Genomic DNA, 21,142 nt, shown 5'->3' with positions numbered 1-21,142 from the left:
GACAGGGCCGGGAGCGGCATGGGCAAGAGCGGATGGCGGTGTTTCGTGGCGTTCGGCGCGTTCCCGATGACCCCGGCCGATGGGCCGGGGCGCCGGGCGGGTCACCGACCGCCGTTCACCCCGTGCACCCCTCGACGAACCGGCGGACCATACCGGGCGCCGATGCCGCGTGCGTGTGCAGATAGCTCGCGTGCACGCCGTCCTGCACGAACCCCTCCACGCGCCGCTCCGGCTGGTGCATGCCCCAGGCCGGGGCGGCCCCCGCACCCGGCTCCAGCACCGTGCGGTGGAACTCGTGCCCGCGCACCCGGGTCCCGGCCGCGGCCAGCACACTGTCGCCGACCGCCACCGCCTCCCGGTAGCCCAGTGTCAGCCGCCCGGACATCCGCGCCTCGGCGTCCAGCACCCCGCACATCGGCAGCCCGTCGAGCGAACGCGCCAGGTACAGCAGCCCCGCGCATTCCGCGGCCACCGGGGCCCCGGAGCGCGCCAGCGCCGCGACGGACCCGCGCAGTCCCTCGTTGGCGGACAACTCGGAGGCGTACACCTCCGGGAAACCGCCGCCGACGACCAGCCCGCGGGTGCCCTCGGGCAGTGCCTCGTCCCGCAACGGATCGAACGGCACCACCTCGGCCCCCGCGGCGGCCAGCAGTTCGGTGTGCTCCGCGTAGGAGAAGGTGAACGCGGCCCCGGCCGCGACGGCGACCCTCCCGGCCCCGGCGACGAGCCCGCCACACGCGGCCATCGCCCCCGCCGGGTCCCACGCCTCCTCGGCGAGCGCGGGCGCCGAACGGGCCAGCGCGAGCAGCGCGTCCAGGTCGCATCCCGCCCGCACCTGGTCCGCCATCGCCGCGACCGCGTCCACCGCGTCGCGCCGCCGCTCGGCGACCGGCACCAGCCCCAGGTGCCGGGACGGCACGGACAGCCGCTCGGCCCGCCCCAGTACCCCCAGCACCGGCATGCCCGCCTCCTCCAGGGCCTCCCGCAGCAGCGCCTCGTGCCGCCGCGAGCCGACCTTGTTGAGGATCACGCCGCCGATCCGCACCTGCGGGTCCCACGAGGCGAAGCCGTGCACCAGCGCGGCCACCGACCGCGACTGCGACGACGCGTCGACGACCAGCACCACCGGCGCCCGCAGCAGCTTCGCGGCCTGCGCGGTCGACGCCAGCTCGCCCCTGCCCGCCGCCCCGTCGTACAGCCCCATCACCCCCTCGACGACCGCCAGGTCGCAGCCCCGCGCCCCGTGCGCGAACAACGGGGCGACCAGCTCCGCACCGCACAGATAGGCGTCGAGGTTGCGGCCCGGCCGGCCCGTGGCCAGGGTGTGGTAGCCGGGATCGATGTAGTCGGGCCCCACCTTGTGCGGGGACACCGCGAGCCCCCGCCCCGCGAAGGCCGCCATCAGCCCCGTGGCCACCGTGGTCTTGCCGCTGCCCGAGGAGGGCGCGGCGATCACCAGACGAGGAACGTTCACCGGAGGTCACTCACCATTCGATGCCCCGCTGACCCTTCTGACCGGCGTCCATCGGGTGCTTGACCTTCGACATGTCGGTCACCAGATCCGCGGCCTCCAGCAGCTCCTCGGGCGCGTTGCGCCCGGTGATCACCACGTGCTGCGTCCCCGGACGGTTCCGCAGCACCTCGATCACCTCGCCGGTGTCGACCCAGCCCCAGTGCATCGGGTACGCGAACTCGTCCAGCACGTACAGCCGGTACGCCTCCGCTGCGAGGTCGCGCTTGACCTGCTCCCAGCCCTCGCGGGCCGCCTCCTCGTTGCTCAGCTGCCGGTCGCGCTGCACCCACGACCAGCCCTCGCCCATCTTGTGCCAGGCGACGGTGCCGCCCTCGCCGCTCGCACCGAGCACCTTCAGCGCGTTCTCCTCGCCGACCTTCCACTTCGCCGACTTGACGAACTGGAAGACGCCGATCGGCCACCCCTGATTCCAGGCGCGCAACGCCATCCCGAAGGCCGCCGTCGACTTGCCCTTCCCGATACCGGTGTGCACCATCAGCAGCGGACGATTGCGGCGCTGACGGGTGGTGAGCCCGTCGTCCGGCACGGTGGTCGGCTGTCCCTTCGGCATTACGCGGCCCTCCTGTTGGTTTCCTGAACGTCCTTGACGAGCCCGGCGATCGCGTCGGCCCGCAGCTCGTCGAGCGTCACGACGGTGCCGCCGAGATCCCGGGCCAGATCGCCCGCGAGACCGAGCCGCACCGGACCCGACTCGCAGTCCACGACGACGGACGCGACACCCTCCGCCCCGAGCAGCCGCGCCGCCCGTGACGCCAGCGCCACCGGTTCGGGGCCGCCGGTGGCCCGCCCGTCGGTCACCACGACCAGCAGCGGACGCCGCGACGGGTCGCGCAACCGCTCCACCCGCAGCACCTCGTGGGCCTTCAGCAGCCCGGCCGCGACGGGCGTGCGCCCACCGGTCGGCAGCTGCTCCAGCCGGGCCGCCGCCGCGTCCACCGACGACGTCGGCGGCAACGCCACCTCGGCGTCCCGGCCGCGGAAGGTGACCAGCCCGACCTTGTCCCGCCGCTGGTACGCGTCCAGCAGCAGCGACAGGACCGCGCCCTTGACGGCGCTCATCCGCTGCCGGGCCGCCATCGACCCGGAGGCATCCACCACGAACAGCACGAGGTTCCCCTCGCGCCCCTCGCGGTTCGCCTGCCGCAGATCGTCCCGACGCAGCACCAGCCCCGGCCCCGACCGGCCGCGCGCCCGCTGATGCGGGGCCGCCGCCTGCACGGTCGCCGCCAGGTGCAGCTTGGTCAGCGAGCCCTGCGGACGTCGCGAGCCGGTGGTGCGCCCGTGCTCGGTGCGCGCCCGGGAACGCCGCCCCGCCGCGCCCTCGCCCAGACCGGGCACGCTCAGCGTCCTGGTCCGGAACGGCTCGGCGGCGCGAACGGGCTGCTGCTCACCACCATCGGAGGGCCGCCCCTGCCCCTGCCCCTGTCCCTGCTCCGTGTCCTGCTCCGTGTCCTGCTCCGTGCCCTGCTGGGGCACGGAGGGCTCGGGGGCATCGGCGGCTTCCCCCTCGGGGCGCGACGGGGCGCCGGGGCCGTCGTCCTGCGGGGGCCGGCCGCCGCCACCGGGGCCGTCCGGGTCCGGGTCCTCGTCCTCGCCGCCGTTCTGCTCCAGCGTCTCGTCGAGCTTGTCCTCGTCCAGGCCCGGCGCGTCGAAGGGGTTGCGCCGACGGCGGTGGGGGAGTGCCAGCAGGGCGGCCCGGCGCACGTCCTCGGCCAGCACGTCCGTGCGCCCGGCCCAGGCGGCCAGCGCGGTCGCGGTCCGGGCCATCACGATGTCGGCGCGCATCCCGTCCACCTCGAACGCGGCGCACGTCGCCGCGATCTGCCGCAGCGCCCCGTCGCCGAGCCGCACATCCGCGAGCAGCGCCCGCGCGGCGGCGATCCTCGCCCGCAGCGCCTCCTCCTCCTCGGCCCATCCGGCGGCGAAGCCCTCGGGGTCGGCGTCGTACGCCAGACGCCGCCGCACCACCTCGACCCGCTGATCGGTCTCGCGGGACGCCGCCACCTCGACGGTCAGCCCGAAGCGGTCGAGCAACTGCGGCCGCAGCTCGCCCTCCTCGGGGTTCATCGTGCCGACGAGCAGGAAACGCGCGGCGTGCCGGACCGAGACGCCCTCGCGCTCCACGTACGAGGCACCCATGGCGGCCGCGTCCAGGAGCAGGTCCACGAGGTGGTCGTGGAGCAGGTTGACCTCGTCGACGTACAGGATCCCGCGGTGGGCGTCGGCCAGCAGGCCCGGTTCGAACGCCTTCACGCCGTCGGCGAGCGCCCGCTCGATGTCGAGCGCCCCGACGAGCCGGTCCTCGGACGCGCCGACGGGCAGCTCCACCATCCTGGCGTCCCGCGACACGTCGGGCCCGGCCTCGTGCGGGCCGTCGGGACACGCCGGATCGGGCGAGGCCGGATCGCAGGAGAACCGGCACCCGGGCACCACGGGCACCCGGGGCATGAGCGCGGCGAGCGCCCGCACGGCGGTGGACTTGGCGGTGCCCTTCTCGCCACGCACCAGCACACCGCCGACAGCGGGCGAGACCGCGTTCAGCAGCAGGCCGAGCCGGAGGTCGTCCTGCCCGACGAGCGCGGTGAAGGGGTACGGCGTACTCACGATGCCTCCTGGGGAAAACGGCGAGGTGTCGGCCCCTCCGGCACGCGGACCGACTTCCGCGTCACCGGTGTCGGCCCCTCCGGCGGGCGGGGCGCGGGGCCGGGGGCGGCGCCCCGGTACGGGAAGGGGCGCACGGCGGAAGGCGCCGCCGCACGTGCGGGGCGCGGTGCGGGGCGCATAGGGGCGTTCACGCGTGCCGTCCCGGGAGTCCGGGAGCCCCGGGGGCGAGGAAGGGAAGACCCGTCGGCGCGCCCGACTCGATGAGCCGGAGCAGCGCGTCGGTGTCGGCGTGCTCCTCGACGAGGTCGCCGAGGCGGTCGAGCTGCTCCTCGCGCAGCTCGCCGAAACAGGTGTCGGGGGCCGGGACGAAACGCCGGCCGGCCGCCCGCGCGACCTCGGCGAGGAAACGGCGGCGGAACACGTCGCTCTCCAGCGACCCGTGCCAGTGGGTGCCCCATACGGGGCCGACCCGGCAACCGTCCAGGAAGGGTTCCCCGCCGCGCACGTCGGCGACGCCGTGATGGATCTCGTACCCCTCGACGGGTGCGCCGAGCGCCTCGCCGACGGGCCGGGCGAGGGTCTTCGCACGGTCGAAGCGGACGTGTACCGGGAGCAGGCCCAGCCCGTCGACCCGCCCGGCCCGGGATTCCACCTCGTCCTCGATGTGCTCGCCGAGGAGCTGGAAACCGCCGCAGATCCCGAGGACCGGCCGGCCCTCGGCGGCCCGCCGCGCCAGCGCGTCGGCGAGACCGCGCTCGCGCAGCCAGGCCAGCGCCCGCACGGTGCCCCGGGTGCCCGGCACCACGACCAGGTCGGCGTCGGCGAGTTCCTCGGCACGGTCCACGAACCGGACGACGACGCCCGGTTCGGCGGCCAGCGCGTCCACGTCGGTGAAGTTCGACATCAACGGCACCGCGCACACCGCGACCCGCAGCACGTCCTCGCCGTGCGGCGGCGCGACGACCGACTCGCGCACGGCACCGCGCAGCGAGACTCGCAGGCCGTCCTCCTCGTCGATGCCGAGACCGTGTGCGAAGGGCAGCACCCCGTACGTCCGGCGCCCGGTGATCCCGTGCAGCATCTCCAGGCCCGGCTCCAGCAACGACACGTCGCCCCGGAACTTGTTCACCAGGTAGCCCGCGATCAGTGCCTGGTCCTCGGCGGCGAGCAGCGCGGTCGTGCCGAAGAACGAGGCGAAGACGCCGCCGCGGTCGATGTCGCCGACGACCACGACCGGGAAGCCCGCCGCGCGTGCGACCCCCATGTTCACGATGTCCGTGCGCCGCAGATTGATCTCGGCCGGACTCCCCGCGCCCTCGCAGATCACCGCGTCGTACGTGCCCCGGAGCTGCTCCAGGCAGTCCACCACGGTGCCGAACAGCGCTTCCTGGCGACCGCCGTGGTAGCCGCGGGCACTCATCTCGCCCACCGGTCTGCCCATCAGGACCACCTGGCTGGAGCGGTCGCCGCCGGGCTTGAGCAGGACCGGGTTCATCAGCGCGGTCGGCTCCACCCGGGCGGCCGCCGCCTGCATCGCCTGGGCGCGGCCGATCTCGGCGCCCTCCCGGGTGACGTAGGAGTTCAGCGACATGTTCTGCGCCTTGAAGGGCGCCACCTTCATGCCCCGGCGCACGAGCCAGCGGCAGATACCCGCCGTGACGACGCTCTTGCCGGCGTCCGAGGTGGTGCCGGCGATCAGCAGTCCGCCGCTCATATCCGTCTCCGTCCCGCGATCCGTCGCCGTCCGCCCGCACCTGGTACCCGGGTGTTCCGGGCCCCTGCGCCGCCCGCCGCGGCGATGCGGCGGGCGGCGAGGCCCGCGCCCAGCCGGGCCGCCACGCACACGCCGAGCGCCAGCGCGCCCACCCGGCGCGACAGCCGCACCGCCCGCTCGATGTCCTCGGTCCCCACCGCCCGGCCGGTCGCACCGCCCAGCACGGGCCGGTGCTCGACCCGGCCGCCGTACGCCAGCGTCCCGCCCAGGCGTACGCCCAGCGCACCCGCGAACGACGCCTCGACCGGGCCCGCGTTGGGGCTCGGGTGCTTCGCCGCGTCGGCCCGCCAGGCCCGTACCGCGTCCCGGGGCCGCCCTCCGGCGGCCGCGGTGAGCAGGGCCGTCAACCGGGCGCCGGGCCAGCCCATGAGGTCGTCGAGGCGGGCGGAGGCCCAGCCGTAGCGCCGGTGGCGGGGCGACTTGTGGCCGACCATCGCGTCCAGGGTGTTGACGGCCCGGAATCCGACGAGGCCGGGCACCCCGGCCAGCGCCCCCCACACCAGGGCGCCGACCACGGCGTCCGAGGTGTTCTCGGCCACGGACTCCACCACGGCGCGGGCGATCTGCGGCCCGTCCAGGGAGTGCGGGTCGCGCCCGCACAGATGCGGCAGCCGCTCGCGGGCGAGCTCCACGTCCCCGGCGGCCAGCGCGCCGCCGATGGCCCGCGCCTCCCGCCCCAGCGACGTGCCGCCGACGACGGACCAGGTGGCGGCCGCGGTCAGCACGACGGAGGCGGCGGGGCGACCCCGCAGGGCGCGGGTGAGCAGCACGGCACCGCCCGCGGCGCCTCCGGCGCAGACGAGGGTGTGCAGCGCGCCCCACCCGCGGTGGTCGCGCCACAGACGGCGCTCGACGCCCGCCGCGGTCCGCCCGAAGGCGGCGACCGGGTGCCCCCGGCGGGGGTCACCGAGCAGCAGATCGCCGATCAGACCGGCCGTGGCGCCGTACGCGAAGATGCGGTCGGCACGCATGGCTCAGCCTGCCGTCGTGCCTCGGAGGGACATCGTTCGGGCGGCTCTCGGCGAGAGCGCCGCTGCAAGGGACGCACGGCTGCCAGGCATGGCGACATGTCCTCACTCAGGGTCCGCGCCCTGGTTCGACGTGATCGGCGACGAGAGTCTCCTGGCTCCCGGATCCGCGGTTCCCCCGGCCTTCCAGCTCGCGCGTGGCGTGCCGTGACGTTCCCGGTGTGGGGGCCGCTCCCCGGTGACAGTGGCGGGACCGCGCCGGATTCGCACCGGCTTCCTCTGCTGTCGCCGTAATTGGCTCCGGCAGTCCACCACGCACCGAGAACGCCCGTCAACTCGCCGTTGACCTGCGCCGGTGCAGTGTGCCGAGACCCACATCGGGCCGCGGCGCACGGCGTCGGGCCGGACACACGGAGGGTGTCCGGCCCGACGGGGGAGTGCGGAGGAAGAGGCTCAGACGACGATCAGATAGATCCCGTAGACGACCGCCGCCGCGCACAGCGCGAAGCAGAGGTACGCGCCCGCGCGGGCCAGCAGCTGCGAGCCGCCGGAGCCGCCCTGCGCCGCCGGTTCGGGCTGCTTGGCGAGACCGACGATGCCCAGGGTGAAGAGGCCCACCAGCGCGACGGTGACGACGAGGGACACACCGAAGACGGAGCCGAGAGCCGCCCAGTCGATTTTCATGCTGATTTCCTTCGGGTCGTCACACGGCGGCCGGGCGCGCCGGGTCCTGGACGGCGGCGGCCGGGGCCGGAATGGTGGTCATGAGGTCCTGTGCCGCGGTGTGGGCCGCGATGGTGGGCGGCGGGCTGACGGCGGCGATGGCCGTGGTGACGACCCCGGCGGGTTCGACGTGGCCCTCGGCCGGTGCGACGTCGCCGTGGCCGACCGGCTTGCGGCGCGACAGCAGCCAGATCGAGCCGGAACCCGCGACCAGCAGCGCCGCGACGACGACGACGCCCCAGGTGCCCTGCTTGGTCAGGAGCTCCGCACCCGCGCCGACCAGACCCGCGGCCGGCAGGGTCAGACCCCAGGCGACGAACATCCGGGTGGCGGTGGACCAGCGGACCACACCGCCCCGGCGGCCGAGCCCCGCACCCATGACGGCGCCGGAGCAGGACTGGGTGGTGGAGAGGGAGAACCCGAGGTGCGAGGAGGCCAGGATGACGGTGGCCGCGCTGGTCTGGGCGGCGAAGCCCTGCGGCGGCTTGAGGTCGGTGAGGCCGCTGCCCATCGTGCGGATGATCCGCCAGCCGCCCAGGTAGGTGCCGAGCGCGATGGCCGTACCGGCGGACACGATCACCCAGACCGGCGGGTTGGCGCCCGGGTGCAGCACCCCGCCGGTGACCAGGGCCAGGGTGATGATGCCCATGGTCTTCTGCGCGTCGTTCGTGCCGTGGGCGAGGGAGACAAGCCCGGCCGAGGCGATCTGACCGGCGCGGTAACCCTTGGCGGTGGCCTTCTCCTGGGCCTCGTCGCGGATCTTCCCGCCGATCCGGTACGTCAGCCTGGTGGCCAGCAGCGCGGCGGCACCGGCGACGATCGGGGCGGCGACCGCGGGGATGAGCACCTTGGTGACGACGGTTCCGCCGTTGACCGACGACCAGCCCGCCGACATCACCGCCGCGCCGATGAGGCCGCCGAACAGGGCGTGCGAGGAACTGGACGGCAGCCCGACCAGCCAGGTCAGCAGATTCCACAGGATGGCGCCGACGAGTGCCGCGAAGATGACCTCCGTCCGCAACCCGTCCTCGTCGACGATCCCGCCGGAGATCGTTCTGGCGACCTCCACGGACAGGAACGCGCCGACGAGATTGAGAGCGGCGGACATGGCCACCGCGGTCTTCGGTTTGAGCGCGCCGGTCGAGATGGTGGTCGCCATCGCGTTGGCGGTGTCGTGGAAACCGTTCGTGAAATCGAACACTAGAGCTGTCACGATCACAATCGCGAGGAGCAGCGTGATGTGTTCCATTTACCCAGGCAATCGTTCGACGTCATTGGCACGTGGACCGTAGGCAACCTGGGTGAACGGGAGATGAACTGGGCAGGGCGCTGCGGTGTCGGTGGCGGGCGCGTCCGGGGCGTCCCGGCGCGGAGCCGGGCCGGGGCCTCCCGCCGTCCCGCCGCGGGGCTCCGGCGGCCCTCCGGCCGACGGCCCGACGGCGGTGCACGCATGCCGCGCGCGCTGACGGGATCGCCGTATGAGCGATCAGAAACCGGACCCGATCGAGCGGGCCCGGGCGGGCGTCGTCGCCGCCCGCAGGACGGCGGCCGAGGGTCTCGTCGTGGGCACGTCGGGAAACGTCTCGGCCCGGGTCGGCGACATGATCCTGGTCACCCTCAGCGGGGTGCCGTACGACCGGCTCGGTCCGCACGACGCGGTCGGCGTCGATCCGGAGGGAAACCGTGTCCTCGGCGACCTCGCCCCCACCAGCGAACTCCCGCTCCACCTCGCGGTCTACCGGAACACCGACGCGGCAGCCGTCGTGCACACCCACGCGGTGCAGGCGACGGCCGTCTCCACCCTGGTCCGCGAGGTCCCGCCGATCCACTGCGCCGCGGCCATGCTCGGGGGGCCCGTCCGGGTGGCGGCCTACGCCCGCTACGGAACCGGTGAACTCGCCGAGAACATGCTCGCCGCCCTGCGCGACCGCACCGGCTGCCTGCTCCAGAACCACGGCACCGTCACCTGCGGCGCCACCCTGGACGAGGCATACGACCGGACCGCGCAGCTGGAATGGCTCTGCCGGCTCCGGCTCGCCGCGAGCTCGGTCCCCGGGTTCTCCCCGAACCTGCTCACCCCGGCCCAACTGCACGACGTGGGAGAGGCGCTGAAGGGGTACGGACAGCAGCCGCGCCGCCCGGCCCCGGACGCCCCGCCGGCACCGTGACGCTCCCGCCCCGCGGCCGCCGGTCCTCCGCCCGGCCCCGTGAGCTGCGCAGCTCTCCGCCCGGTCCCGCCCCGTGACCTGCGCGGCCTGCCGTCCCCACGTCCTGCCCCGCCCCCAGTGGCCGCCGCCCCGCACCCGTGACCACCGCGCCGCCGCCGTCCGCACCCCACACCCTTCCGGCGCCCCCGACACGTCCGCGTCCCGCCACCGGGCGGCCGCTGTCCGGTGGCGGGACGCGGTCCGCCCGACGACACTGAAGCGATGCGCCCGGCAACAGTCACGGCAGCAGCCGTCACCACGATCCTCGGCCTCGGCGCGGCAGCCGTCGCGGCCGGCCGGTTCGCCGGCGGCGCCGCCCTCGGGGCGCCGCCCGGGCGGCCGCTCCCCACCGACCGCGGACTCACCGTGCACGCCGCGGTGCCCGGACGCGTCACGCTGACCCGCTCCTTCACGTCCTTGCGGCCCGGCACGTACGGACTCGTGTCCGACGACATGCACGCCGTCGTCGGCCCGGTGCTCGAAGGCGCCCACCACGCCCCCGACACCGTCGTCCGCAGCCTGGAACGCGTCGACCGGGGCAGCCCGGAGCCGGGCGCCAGGGTCCGGATCACGCCCCAGCTGTACGAGGGAGACCCCTCCACGGCACTCGGCCTCGAACACGAGGAGGTCGAGATCCCCGGCGAACTCGGCGCCCTGCCCGCCTGGTTCCTGCCGGGTGCCCGCGACACCTGGGTCATCACCGTGCACGGCCTCGGGACCACCAGGGAACACCCGCTGAACATCATGGAGTTCCTGCACGACCTGCGCCTGCCCGTCCTCGACCTCGCCTACCGCGGGGACGCCGGGGCGCCGCGCCCCCCGGACGGTCTCGCGCACCTCGGCGAATCCGAATGGCGCGACCTGGACGCGGCGATCCGCTTCGCCGTGCGGTACGGGGCCGAGAAGGTCGTCCTGCACGGCTGGTCCACCGGCGCCTCGATGGCCCTGCACGCGGCCGTCGACTCCGCGCTCCGCGACCGTGTCTGCGGCCTCGTCCTCGACTCCCCGGTGCTGGACTGGGCCGCCACGCTGCGGGCCCTGGCCGTCGCCCGGGGCGTCCCGGCCGCGCTGCTCCCGCTCGCCGTCCGCGCCGCCCAGGGGCAGACCGGACTGCACGGCGCGCGCCTCCTGGACGGCTCGCTCGCACCGGCGCTGCGCGCCCCTGCCCTGATCTTCCACGGCCCGGACGACACCCTGGCCCCCTGGCAGCCCTCCCGCGAACTCGCCGCGCGCCGCCCGGAACTGGTCTCCCTGCACACCGTCCCGCAGGCTCCGCATGCGGCAATGTGGAACGCCGACCCGGCGCATTACGAGGAGGCCCTGCGCCGCTTCCTCACGCCCCTGATGTGATCCGATGCAAGGGATCGGTCGATTGGTGCCGGACCGGCCCCCACCGGCCCCGGCAGCGTGAATCGGGGTTCCGTTTGGGCTTTCGGGCCGTCAGGGGCAAGACTGCTCTCCGTGACGTCCCGTACCCCGCGCGACTCCAGGCTCCGACTTGTCCGCCCGCGACCCCTGGCCACCGCTCGCAAGGCAGTGACCACCCGGCGCACCAGGCCGGCCCCCCGCCCCCCGGAGGGCACCCCTCCCCGGGCGGAACTGGCTCGCCAGGCCAGGGCAGCCCTCGCCGATGCCGTACGGATCGCCCGCTGGGCGGCCGACGGCGCGTTCCCGGGCGCGCCCCCGCCCGCCGCCCAGGCACTCGAACGGGCCGCCACGGCCCTGGAACTGTCCCCCGCCCAGGTGCGCTCGGGCTGGGACCGGGCCCGTCTCGCCGGTCTCGTCGAACTGCACGGCGACACCGCGCGCCCCGGCTGGCGGCTGCGCGCCTGGGACCGCGACGACTCCGCCGTGCTGCGCGGCTGGGTGGCGCTGTTCGACGCCTGGTCGCTCGTCCACCCGGCCCCCGACGGCGTCGAGCCCGCCGCGGTCGCCGAGGCCGTCGAGGCCGTGCCCCAGGTGCTCTCCCTCCTCCAGCTCTCGGCGGGCCCGGTCGCCGTGCCCGGCCTCCTGGACCTCCTGGAACAGCGCGTCGCGGAACTCCACGAGGAACGCTGCGAGGTGCCGTCCGGCCCGCGGCCCGAATCGGCCGAGCCCGCTCCCGAGCACCCGGCCGAGCTGATCGCCCTGCTGCTCGACTGGGCCCTGGAGGGACTCGCCGCCGTCGGCGCGCTCACCCTAGACACCGGCCACGCCACCCTCACCCCGCTCGGCAACTGGGCGGTCTGGGTCAAGCTGGAACAGATCTGCGTCGCCGCCCAGAGCCCGGCGGGGAACATCGAGCAGTCCGCCGCCGACATGCTGATCGGCTGCGCCCGGCTCACCCCGGGCCCGGCCCGCGACGAATACCGCGCCTGGCTCGCCGCCCGCACCGTGGGCAGTGCCGTCGCCGAACTCCTCGCCGTCGCCCGCGGCGAGGACGCGCTGCTGCGCGGACTCGCCTTCGAGGCGCTCCGTGTCGTCGGCGCGCCCGCCGAGCCCGAGGTGCGTGCCGTCCTCGACGACACCTCGCTCCGCCCCTACGCGCTGCTGTGGCTCGCCGAGTACGACGGAACCGACCCCGAGGACGCCCAGGACGTCCTCAGCCGGGAGGAGGCCACCTGGCTCTGGGTCGACACCGCGGCGGCCGTCGCCGACCACGGCGAGACCGGGCTGCTGGTCCGCCACCTCGACTCCGCCGTCCAGGGCACGGTGCCGGCGCTCCTCGACGAGGTGCGGGCCGTCGGCCATCCACGCACCGTGCAGGTGCTGGTGGCCCTTGCCGCCGCCCACCCGGACCCCGCCCTCGCCAAAGCGGTGCGCCGGGCCGCGTTCCAGGTGCACACCGGCGGCGTCTGACGCCGCCGCACCCGCCCCGGGGCGTCCGGCCGTCCGGCCGCTCAGCGGAAGGTGTTGCAGGCGGCCATGTCGCCGCTGCGGTAGCCCGTGGTGAACCACTGCTGCCGCTGCGCGGCCGATCCGTGCGTCCATGCCTCCGGTGCCACCCGCCCCTGGAACTTCTCCTGGATGCGGTCGTCGCCGACCGCCGCCGCCGCGTCGAGCCCGTCCCGGATGTCGGCCTGCGTCAGCGACGTGATCAGCGGCCGTCCGGTCGACCCGTCGGGCGTGCTCGTCGCGTGGTGCGCCCAGATCCCGGCGTAGCAGTCCGCCTGGAGCTCCACCCGGACCGCGTTGCTGTTCGCACCGGTACGCCCGTCCTGGGTCCGGCCCAGCGTCCCCTGGAGGCCCTGCACGTGGTGTCCGTACTCGTGGGCGATGACGTACGCCTGGGCGAACGGGCCGCCGGAGGCGCCGAACTTCGTCCGCAGCTCCTCGAAGAACCCCAGGTCCAGATAGACCTTCCGGTCGCCGGGGCAGTAGAACGGCCCGACCGCCGAGGTCGCGGAGCCACATGCGGTGCCGACCCGTTCGGTGAACAGGACCGTCGGCGCCTTCGTGTACGCCTCGCCGTGCCGCCGGAACTCCCCGCCCCAGAAGTCCTGCACGCTGTTGACCACGGCGACCGTCCGGCAGTCGTCCCGCGTGTTCGCGTCCCGCCCGGTCCGGCAGGACTCCTGCACCTGCGCCGCCGAGGAGGCGGTCGCCGTCGTGCCCGTGTCGCCGGACGACAGCCCGAGCTCGTCGGGGCCGACGCCGAGGAGCAGCCCCAGCAGCAGCGCGACGATGCCCACGATGCCGCCGCCCACCGTGGCCCTGCCGCCCGGGATGCGGCTGCCGCGGACGTCCTGGACCTCGGACGTGTCCAGACCGGCGTCGTCGTCGAACTGCATGGCTGCCACTCTCTCCGTTCCGGCCGTCGGGGACGGCCACCTGCGCCGAGTATTGGCCAGATCATCCCCGAGAGCCCGGTGGCACCGCTCGGCGGGGCGGGAGAGCGGCGTGCGGCGGGGCGGCTCCGCACGTACCCCGGCACGCGCGGAAAATCCAGTTGCACACCGCCAGTAGAATGAGCCGTATGGCAATTCTCCTTGTGCATTAGACGGCGTCGAGACGACTCCGCCCTCGCCCCGTCCGCCGTCCATCCCCGCCCTGGAGTTTTACCGTGATCACCGCTTCCGGTATCGAGCTGCGCGCCGGTGCCCGCGTCCTCATCGAATCCGCCTCCTTCCGCATCGCCAAGGGCGATCGCATCGGCCTCGTCGGCCGCAACGGAGCGGGCAAGACCACCCTCACCAAGTGCCTCGCGGGAGAGGGCAGCCCCGCGGGCGGCACCATCACCCGCGCCGGTGAGGTCGGCTACCTCCCGCAGGACCCGCGCACCGGCGACCTCGACGTGCTCGCCCGCGACCGCATCCTCTCCGCCCGCGGCCTCGACGAGATCCTGCGCAAGATGCGCGAGAACGAGGACCGGATGGCCAACGGCAAGGGCGCCACCCGCGAGAAGGCGATGAAGAAGTACGAGCGCCTGGAGACGGAGTTCCTCACCAAGGGCGGGTACGCCGCCGAAGCCGAGGCCGCCACCATCGCCGCCGCGCTCAGCCTGCCCGACCGGGTGCTCGGACAGCCGCTGCACACGCTCTCCGGCGGTCAGCGCCGTCGCGTGGAGCTGGCCCGCATCCTGTTCTCGGACGCCGACATCCTGCTGCTCGACGAGCCGACCAACCACCTCGACGCCGACTCGATCATCTGGCTGCGCGACTACCTCAAGAACTACCGCGGCGGCTTCATCGTGATCTCCCACGACGCGGAGCTCGTCGACACGGTCGTCAACAAGGTCTTCTACCTCGACGCCAACCGTTCGCAGATCGACATCTACAACATGAGCTGGAAGCTCTACCAGCAGCAGCGCGAGGCCGACGAGAAGCGCCGCAAGCGCGAGCGGCAGAACGCCGAGAAGAAGGCGGCCGCCCTCAACTCCCAGGCCGACAAGATGCGCGCCAAGGCCACCAAGACCGTCGCCGCGCAGAACATGGCCAAGCGGGCCGAGCGGCTCCTCTCCGGCCTGGAGGCCGTCCGGGTCGCCGACAAGGTCGCCAAGCTGCGCTTCCCCGAGCCCGCGCCGTGCGGCAGGACCCCCCTGATGGCGGAGGGCCTGTCCAAGTCGTACGGCTCGCTCGAAATCTTCACCGACGTCGACCTCGCCATCGACAAGGGCTCCCGGGTCGTCATCCTCGGGCTCAACGGCGCAGGCAAGACGACCCTGCTGCGGCTCCTCGGCGGTGCCGAGAAGCCCGACACCGGCCGGATCGTCGAGGGCCACGGACTCAAGCTCGGCTACTACGCCCAGGAGCACGAGACCCTCGACCCGGACCGCACGGTCCTGGAGAACATGCGCTCGGCGGCGCCCGACCTCGATCTCGTCGACGTCCGCAAGACGCTGGGCTCGTTCCTCTTCTCCGGCGACGACGTCGACAAGCCCGCCGGAGTGCTCTCCGGCGGCGAGAAGACCCGCCTCGCGCTGGCGACCCTGGTGGTCTCCTCCGCCAACGTTCTGCTCCTGGACGAACCGACCAACAACCTCGACCCGGCCAGCCGCGAGGAGATCCTCGGCGCGCTGCGCACGTACAAGGGCGCCGTGGTCCTCGTCACCCACGACGAGGGCGCGGTCGAGGCCCTCCAGCCGGAGCGCATCATCCTGCTCCCGGACGGGGTCGAGGACCTGTGGGGCGCGGACTACCAGGACCTGGTCGCACTGGCCTGAGAGCCTGCCGGATGACCTCGGCCGTCCGGCCGTAGGCCACCCGACGGGCTCCGGTCCGGGGCCGGCCGCGCTCCTGTCAACACGGGACCGCCGCTGATCCACTCCGTATGGATCATTCGGCCCATGCGTGATCCATCATCTGCGTGAGTACGTCTCGTACCGCGCCATGGCGCCCGGCAGATACCTGCCGGGCGCACCCATATGGCGGGTACCGTCCCCGTGTGGCCCTGACCTGGCGGTTCCGTTCCCGAGCCGCCCCGGCCCCCCGCCACAGCCCTGTGGAACGCGGGATTCCAGCGGTGTCGGGCCCCATTTCCGACGGGAATCCGGTTGTGCGGACCTTGTCGAATGGGTGGCCAGGAAGCCCATGAGGGGTGATCATGAGAGTCCAGAGCGCACTTCCCATGAGGAGGCACGGGTGGCCGAGACTCTGAAGAAGGGCAGCCGGGTTACCGGCGCCGCGCGCGACAAGCTCGCGGCAGACCTGAAGAAGAAGTACGACTCCGGTGCGAGCATCCGGGCGTTGGCCGAAGAGACCGGCCGCTCCTACGGATTCGTCCACCGGATGCTCAGTGAGTCCGGAGTCACGCTGCGCGGACGCGGCGGGGCGACACGAGGCAAGAAGGCCGCCACGGCCTGAGGAGTCTGTCGGGTGGCCCTCGATCCGCCCGATCGGAGGCCGTCCGACAGACTCCGAGGGCTTCGGCGGAGTCGGGGCAGGCCGTCCGTACCCGCCCCGGAGCTCACCGGTTCCGGCGGTGGCCACCCGGTCGATCGTGATGTCGGTCGGGTGGTTACTGTTCAGTCACTTAGCTGGACATGCTGTTCGGCATGCTGACCGACCGCCCCGGAGGCTCGCATGACCTCGCTCGATTCCGTGCTCGACAAGGACGGCGTACGGCTCGCCGTCGACGATGCGGTCGCCACGGTGACCCTCACCAACCCGGCCAAGCGCAACGCCCAGTCTCCCGCTCTCTGGCGGGCGTTGACCGAGGCCGGAAGGGCGCTGCCCGGTACGGTGCGGGTCGTCGTGCTGCGCGGCGAGGGCAAGTCCTTCTCCGCGGGCCTCGACCGGCAGGCGTTCACGCCCGAGGGATTCGACGGGGAGCCGTCCTTCCTCGACATGGCGCGCGGCCCGGAGGCCGATCTCGACGCGACCATCGCCGCGTACCAGGAGGCGTTCACCTGGTGGCGCCGCAACGACATCGTGTCCGTCGCGGCCGTCCAGGGGCATGCGATCGGTGCGGGCTTCCAACTCGCCCTCGCCTGCGATCTGCGGATCGTCGCCGAGGACGTGCAGTTCGCCATGCGGGAGACCGGCCTGGGGCTGGTCCCCGACCTCACCGGCACACACCCCCTGGTGCACCTGGTGGGGTACGCCAGGGCGCTCGAAATCTGCGCCACGGGCCGCTTCGTGCAGGCCGAGGAGGCCGAGCGCACCGGCCTGGCCAACCTGGTGGTCCCCGCCGACGAACTGGACGCGGCGACCCGTGACCTGGCCGCCGCGCTGCTGGCCGCCCCGCGCGACGCGGTGGTGGAGACCAAGGCGCTGCTGAGCGGTGCCGTCTCCCGCGGGTACGAGGAGCAGCGCGCCGCCGAACGTGCCGCGCAGGGGCGCCGTCTGCGCGACCTGGCGGGCATCACCGACTGAACGCATCACCGACTGAACGCATCACCGACTGAACGCGCCGGAAGGACGCCGCGGGCCGTCCCGCGCCACCACCGCCGTGACCAGTACGACCACCGACGGCCGGTCCACCGAGGTGTCCGCCACCGCGGCCCGCACCGCACGTGCCACGTCCAGCACCCGGTGGCCCGGTTCCGTCGCCGGTTCGACCCGGACGTGACCGGGGCCCGGGTGCGCGGCGCCGCCCGGCATCGTGGTCGGCGTCGCCACACCGGGCACCTTCGCGGCGGCGAGCCCCGCCGGGCGCACCTCGACCGGTGCCGGATCGCGTGGTTCGGGAGGTGCCTCCAGCGCCTCCGTCACGTGCACGTCCACCTGGGACACCATCGGGCCCACATCCTGGTCGGCCGCCGACAGCGACAGCGGCAGCGGGCGCAAGGCCGCGGTCTCGGCGGGCACCGGCCTGCCCGAGACCGCCGACAGGTCCGCCTCCATCCGCAGCGGCCCCGGCGGCAGCGCGCCCGGCGGCGCCACTCGCGGGTCCGAGGTCGCGGCCGGACCGGACGCTCCGATCCTGAGCCTCCCGAGCACCGGTCCGGATCCCGGCCCGCCCACCGCGGCGCGCTCCGAGCCCCATGCCCCGTCCGCCGGGTCGCCCGGAGGGAGCAGTCGGCCGAGCCCGGTCCGCTGTCGAACCGTCGCCGTCCATCCGTCGCCCCCGCGCGGGGTGTCGGCCGTCGTCATCGTCCCGGCCTGCCGTATCCACGGCGCGGGACGGTCCAGGCGCCCCTAATGTGGGCAAAAAGGTGCAATCTGCCCCTGAAGGGATGAGTGGCGATGACCGACAGCACACCGCGGGTCCGTCCCGAGAACCCCGACAAGGAACCGAGTACCCCCATCAGGCGTGGCGGGGGAGATCCTGCCACCCGAGGCCGCACGACCATCGCGGACGGCGTGGTCGAGAAGATCGCGGGCATGGCGGCGCGGGACGTGGTCGGTGTCCACGCGATGGGCAGCGGGTTCTCGCGCACGCTCGGAGCGGTGCGCGATCGGGTGCCCGGCGGGGGCAGAGTCGTCACACGAGGAGTGAAGGCGGAGGTCGGCGAGTCGCAGACCGCGCTCGACCTGGAGATCGTCGTCGATTACGGCGTGTCGATCGGGGACGTCGCCCGTGACGTGCGCGAGAACGTCATCGCGGCGGTCGAGCGGATGACCGGTCTGGAGGTCGTCGAGGTCAACATCGCGGTGAGCGACGTCAAGCTGCCCGACGAGGAAGACGAAGAGAGCCGGACCGAACCACGCCTCCAGTAGGAGGGCCCGGCGGGTCCCGGTGACCGAGGCAGTTGAGGAGCGCACGATGAGCATGGCGGTGGTCGGCATGGTGGCCGGCATGGCGCTCGGATTCGCCGGGTACTTCGGTGGGTTCGGGGCCTTCCTGCTGGTGGCGGCCCTGGGAGCGGTCGGCTTCGTGGCCGGGAGGTTCCTGGAGGGCGACCTGGAACCCGGTGACTTCTTCCGGAGTCGCGAGCGCGGCGACCGACGGCGGTGACGGGCATGCCGGGGGTTTCGGGAACGGGGAGCAGGGTGGCCGCCGGTGAGCGCGGAGCGACCCGGATCGCCGATCGGGTGGTCGCGAAGATCGCCGCGCAGGCGGCGAAGGAGGCGATCGACGCACCTCCCGCGGGGGGCACGGCGCCGCGCGCCACGGTCACGGTGCACCGGGACACCGCCCGGGTACGGGTCACCCTGGAGCTCGGATACCCGTCCGACATCGGCCGCCAGTGCGGTGGGGTGCGCCGGCACGTCGTCGAACGGGTGGGGGCATTGACGGGAATGGACGTGCCCGAGGTCGCCGTGCAGGTCGAGCGTCTGCACCCGGTGGCGGACGGCACGGCCCGGGGGAGGCTTCGGTGACCGGCCCCCACGACCCGCGGCACGACACCGGGCTGCCGTCCGGTGCCCGGCCCGTCGAACAGGGTGACGTGCGCGAACCCGGCGGGCCCGCCTCGTCCGCCACGTACGCTCCACCGCCCGCACGGGGGCGGCGCGACGGCCGGGCGCGCCGCTTCTGGTCCGTGCGCCGCGTCCCTGCGGCGCTCCTCGCCCTGCTGGTTCTCGGCGGCTCGGGGCTGCTGCTCTACGACGTCGCGGCGGTACGGGCCGAGCGGCCGGCGATGCGGTGGCGCCGCGTACTGGCCCGGGAACTCGCGGACCGCCACCTGGACGACGTGTGGGTGCTGACCGGTGCGGCGGTGGCCGTGGTGGTCGGCCTGTGGCTGCTGCTGCTCGCGCTCACTCCGGGGCTCCGCGGCCTGCTGCCGATGCGCCGCGACCGTCCGGGCGTACGGGCGGGGCTCGACAGGTCGGCGGCGGCGCTGGTCCTGCGGGACCGGGCGGTCGAGGTGTCCGGGGTGCAGACGGTGCGGGTCCGGGTGGGACGGAACAGGATCGCCGTGCGCGCGGTCTCGCACTTCCGGGAAATCGACGACGTGCGCGCCGACCTGGACACCGTTCTCGGCACCGGCGTCGCGGAACTGGGGCTGGCCGGACGGCCGCGCACGGCCGTCCGGGTCCGCCGCGCGGCGAGGAAGGGGTGAGCCCGTTGCGCGGGATCGTCAACCGGGTACTGCTCGGCCTCGCCGGACTCGTGCTCATCGGCTGCGGCGGCGCGGTGCTCGCCGCCGGGCTGGGCCTGCCCGTGCCGGCCCGGTGGCCCTGGCACGGCCGGAACGACGTGCTGCTGAGCGGGGCCGACCGGGCCCGCTGGCACGACGAGGGCTGGTGGTGGCCGACGGTCTTCGCGACGCTCGCCCTCGTGGTCGTCCTCGCCCTGTGGTGGCTGCTGGCCCAGGCGCGCCGGGCCCGTCTCGCCGCGGTGCTGGTGGACAGCGGCGACGGCGAGGCGGCGGTGCTGCGGGGCCGTGCCCTGGAGGCGGCCGTGGCGGACGAGGCGTCGGCCCTGGACGGGGTGGCCCGCGCCCGGGTCGCGCTGACCGGGCGCCGGGACGCCCCCCGGGTCGCGGTGCGGCTCCTGATGGAACCGCACGCGACCCCTGCCGAGGCGCTCGGCCGGCTCACCGACGAGGTGCTCGCCCACGCGCGGGACTCCGCGGGGCAGGCCGAACTGCCGGCCGAGGTGCGGCTCGGCGCGGTCGGACACCGTGCGGAGCGGGTGAGCTGATCCGGGCCGGGGAGGGGCCGTAAGCGGGAGGCATCCGCCCACCGGGCACCGGGTGTCCGGGTCCCGTCCTCCGGTCCCGTTCCCCGGTCCCGTTCCTCGGTTCCGGGCAGGGCCTGCCCCGTTCAGAAGCCGTGCCGGAAGCCGCCGTCGACCGGCAGCATGATGCCGGTCAGGTACGACGCCGCGGGCGAGAGCAGGAACGCCGCCGCCCTGCCGAACTCCTCCGGAGTCCCGTAACGGCGCAGCGGAATGGCTGCCCCGGCGGCCACGCGGGCGGCCTCCGCGTCACCCGACAGCGCGTCGAGTTCGCGCACCCGGTCGGTGTCGATCCTGCCCGGCAGCACCCCCACCACGCGGATGCCCCGGGGGCCGAGCTCGTCGGCGAGGGACTTGGCGAATCCGGCGAGTCCGGGGCGCAGACCGTTGGAGATGGTCAGCCCGGGGATCGGCTCGTACACGGAGCCGGACAGCACGAAACCGATGACACCGCCCTCGCCGAGCGCGGCCGCCGCGGCCCTGGCGAGCCGGACCGCCCCCAGGAACACCGAATCGAAGGCCGCCTGCCACTGCTCGTCGGTGTTGTCCGCGAGAAGGCCCGGCGCGGGTCCGCCGACGCTGATGAGAATGCCGTCGAGCCGACCGAACCGCTCGCGGGCGTCGTCCACCAGGCGCTGCGCGGCGGTGGGGTCGGCGTTGTCCGCGGCGAGACCGACGACGTCGGGTCCCAGTTCGGCGGCGGCCGCCTCGACCCGCTTCGTGTCCCGTCCGGTGATGACCACCCGGGCACCGTCCTCGGCCAGCGCACGCGCGGTGGCGTTGCCCAGCCCCCGGCTCGCCCCGGTGACGATGTACACACGGTTCTTCAGTCCAAGATCCATGGGCC

At 74.2% G+C, this 21,142-nt stretch carries 21 protein-coding genes and 1 riboswitch; of the genes, 11 read left to right on the top strand and 10 right to left on the bottom strand.

Features of this window, described 5'->3' with window-relative positions; translation table 11 throughout:
* Positions 1 to 115 precede the first annotated feature (115 nt).
* The 7 genes from ACFC79_RS31535 to ACFC79_RS31505 all read right to left on the bottom strand — a co-directional run bounded on the left by ACFC79_RS31535 (position 116) and on the right by ACFC79_RS31505 (position 8,852).
* Positions 116 to 1,474: a cobyrinate a,c-diamide synthase gene (locus tag ACFC79_RS31535; protein WP_376247235.1), complete on the bottom strand. Its 1,359-nt coding sequence runs from the start codon at positions 1,472 to 1,474 to the stop codon at positions 116 to 118.
* A gap of 10 nt (positions 1,475 to 1,484) precedes the next feature.
* The gene (gene cobO / locus ACFC79_RS31530) at positions 1,485 to 2,084 is read right to left on the bottom strand and encodes a cob(I)yrinic acid a,c-diamide adenosyltransferase (protein ID WP_376247232.1); all 600 of its coding nucleotides are present in this window, start codon (positions 2,082 to 2,084) and stop codon (positions 1,485 to 1,487) included.
* Entirely contained in the window at positions 2,084 to 4,138 is a 2,055-nt protein-coding gene (locus ACFC79_RS31525; RefSeq protein WP_376247229.1) for a putative cobaltochelatase, read from the bottom strand. Before ACFC79_RS31525 ends, cobO begins: the two co-directional genes overlap by 1 nt.
* Positions 4,139 to 4,325: 187 nt before the next feature.
* Positions 4,326 to 5,852 (bottom strand): cobyric acid synthase, encoded by a 1,527-nt coding sequence (locus ACFC79_RS31520; RefSeq protein WP_376247227.1) that lies wholly within the window; start codon positions 5,850 to 5,852, stop codon positions 4,326 to 4,328.
* A complete protein-coding gene (locus ACFC79_RS31515; RefSeq protein ID WP_376247224.1) occupies positions 5,849 to 6,883 on the bottom strand; it encodes a cobalamin biosynthesis protein in 1,035 nt (344 codons plus the stop codon). Before ACFC79_RS31515 ends, ACFC79_RS31520 begins: the two co-directional genes overlap by 4 nt.
* A gap of 144 nt (positions 6,884 to 7,027) precedes the next feature.
* A riboswitch (cobalamin riboswitch) is annotated at positions 7,028 to 7,161 on the bottom strand.
* A 172-nt stretch (positions 7,162 to 7,333) separates the two neighbouring features.
* Complete coding sequence (locus ACFC79_RS31510) at positions 7,334 to 7,564, bottom strand: hypothetical protein (protein ID WP_376247221.1); 231 nt, start codon at positions 7,562 to 7,564, stop codon at positions 7,334 to 7,336.
* A 19-nt stretch (positions 7,565 to 7,583) separates the two neighbouring features.
* Entirely contained in the window at positions 7,584 to 8,852 is a 1,269-nt protein-coding gene (locus tag ACFC79_RS31505; RefSeq protein ID WP_376247220.1) for an anion permease, read from the bottom strand.
* A gap of 229 nt (positions 8,853 to 9,081) precedes the next feature.
* Here ACFC79_RS31505 and ACFC79_RS31500 point away from each other — a divergent pair, with 229 nt between their 5' ends.
* The 3 genes from ACFC79_RS31500 to ACFC79_RS31490 all read left to right on the top strand — a co-directional run bounded on the left by ACFC79_RS31500 (position 9,082) and on the right by ACFC79_RS31490 (position 12,648).
* The gene (locus ACFC79_RS31500; protein WP_376247217.1) at positions 9,082 to 9,771 is read left to right on the top strand and encodes a class II aldolase/adducin family protein; all 690 of its coding nucleotides are present in this window, start codon (positions 9,082 to 9,084) and stop codon (positions 9,769 to 9,771) included.
* 261 nt (positions 9,772 to 10,032) lie between these two features.
* Positions 10,033 to 11,160 (top strand): alpha/beta hydrolase, encoded by a 1,128-nt coding sequence (locus ACFC79_RS31495; RefSeq protein WP_376247214.1) that lies wholly within the window; start codon positions 10,033 to 10,035, stop codon positions 11,158 to 11,160.
* Positions 11,161 to 11,346: 186 nt separating this feature from the next.
* Positions 11,347 to 12,648: a hypothetical protein gene (locus ACFC79_RS31490; RefSeq protein WP_376247280.1), complete on the top strand. Its 1,302-nt coding sequence runs from the start codon at positions 11,347 to 11,349 to the stop codon at positions 12,646 to 12,648.
* A gap of 41 nt (positions 12,649 to 12,689) precedes the next feature.
* On the opposite strand, the gene ACFC79_RS31485 is transcribed toward ACFC79_RS31490, so the two are convergent.
* Positions 12,690 to 13,580 (bottom strand): neutral zinc metallopeptidase, encoded by an 891-nt coding sequence (locus tag ACFC79_RS31485; RefSeq protein WP_376247211.1) that lies wholly within the window; start codon positions 13,578 to 13,580, stop codon positions 12,690 to 12,692.
* Positions 13,581 to 13,852: 272 nt separating this feature from the next.
* On the opposite strand from ACFC79_RS31485, the gene ACFC79_RS31480 reads away from it, so the two are divergent.
* The 3 genes from ACFC79_RS31480 to ACFC79_RS31470 all read left to right on the top strand — a co-directional run bounded on the left by ACFC79_RS31480 (position 13,853) and on the right by ACFC79_RS31470 (position 17,102).
* Positions 13,853 to 15,451, top strand: coding sequence for an ABC-F family ATP-binding cassette domain-containing protein (locus ACFC79_RS31480; RefSeq protein WP_376247208.1), 1,599 nt, complete (start codon positions 13,853 to 13,855; stop codon positions 15,449 to 15,451).
* A gap of 418 nt (positions 15,452 to 15,869) precedes the next feature.
* Positions 15,870 to 16,091, top strand: coding sequence for a helix-turn-helix domain-containing protein (locus ACFC79_RS31475; protein ID WP_018518904.1), 222 nt, complete (start codon positions 15,870 to 15,872; stop codon positions 16,089 to 16,091).
* Positions 16,092 to 16,310: 219 nt separating this feature from the next.
* Positions 16,311 to 17,102, top strand: coding sequence for an enoyl-CoA hydratase/isomerase family protein (locus ACFC79_RS31470; RefSeq protein WP_376247205.1), 792 nt, complete (start codon positions 16,311 to 16,313; stop codon positions 17,100 to 17,102).
* 21 nt (positions 17,103 to 17,123) lie between these two features.
* Here the strand turns inward: ACFC79_RS31470 and ACFC79_RS31465 are convergent, their stop codons facing one another.
* Positions 17,124 to 17,822 (bottom strand): hypothetical protein, encoded by a 699-nt coding sequence (locus tag ACFC79_RS31465; RefSeq protein ID WP_376247203.1) that lies wholly within the window; start codon positions 17,820 to 17,822, stop codon positions 17,124 to 17,126.
* A gap of 93 nt (positions 17,823 to 17,915) precedes the next feature.
* On the opposite strand from ACFC79_RS31465, the gene ACFC79_RS31460 reads away from it, so the two are divergent.
* The 5 genes from ACFC79_RS31460 to amaP are packed head-to-tail and all read left to right on the top strand — an operon-like array spanning position 17,916 to position 20,259.
* Positions 17,916 to 18,389: an Asp23/Gls24 family envelope stress response protein gene (locus ACFC79_RS31460; RefSeq protein ID WP_376247200.1), complete on the top strand. Its 474-nt coding sequence runs from the start codon at positions 17,916 to 17,918 to the stop codon at positions 18,387 to 18,389.
* Between the two features lie 46 nt (positions 18,390 to 18,435).
* Positions 18,436 to 18,627, top strand: a complete 192-nt coding sequence (locus ACFC79_RS31455; protein WP_376247197.1) for a hypothetical protein — start codon at positions 18,436 to 18,438, stop codon at positions 18,625 to 18,627.
* Positions 18,628 to 18,632: 5 nt separating this feature from the next.
* Complete coding sequence (locus tag ACFC79_RS31450; protein WP_376247195.1) at positions 18,633 to 18,992, top strand: hypothetical protein; 360 nt, start codon at positions 18,633 to 18,635, stop codon at positions 18,990 to 18,992.
* Complete coding sequence (locus tag ACFC79_RS31445) at positions 18,989 to 19,675, top strand: DUF6286 domain-containing protein (RefSeq protein ID WP_376247192.1); 687 nt, start codon at positions 18,989 to 18,991, stop codon at positions 19,673 to 19,675. Before ACFC79_RS31450 ends, ACFC79_RS31445 begins: the two co-directional genes overlap by 4 nt.
* 5 nt (positions 19,676 to 19,680) lie before the next feature.
* A complete protein-coding gene (gene amaP, locus ACFC79_RS31440) occupies positions 19,681 to 20,259 on the top strand; it encodes an alkaline shock response membrane anchor protein AmaP (protein ID WP_376247277.1) in 579 nt (192 codons plus the stop codon).
* A gap of 122 nt (positions 20,260 to 20,381) precedes the next feature.
* Here amaP and ACFC79_RS31435 read toward each other — a convergent pair whose 3' ends face one another.
* The gene (locus ACFC79_RS31435; RefSeq protein ID WP_376247190.1) at positions 20,382 to 21,137 is read right to left on the bottom strand and encodes an SDR family oxidoreductase; all 756 of its coding nucleotides are present in this window, start codon (positions 21,135 to 21,137) and stop codon (positions 20,382 to 20,384) included.
* Positions 21,138 to 21,142: the final 5 nt, after the last annotated feature.

Origin of the sequence: Streptomyces sp. NPDC056061 (genome assembly GCF_042266885.1) — a bacterium.
In the GTDB taxonomy this organism is placed as follows: domain Bacteria; phylum Actinomycetota; class Actinomycetes; order Streptomycetales; family Streptomycetaceae; genus Streptomyces.
Note: the sequence above shows the minus strand (reverse complement) of the source record. Positions and strands in the feature narration are given on the sequence as shown.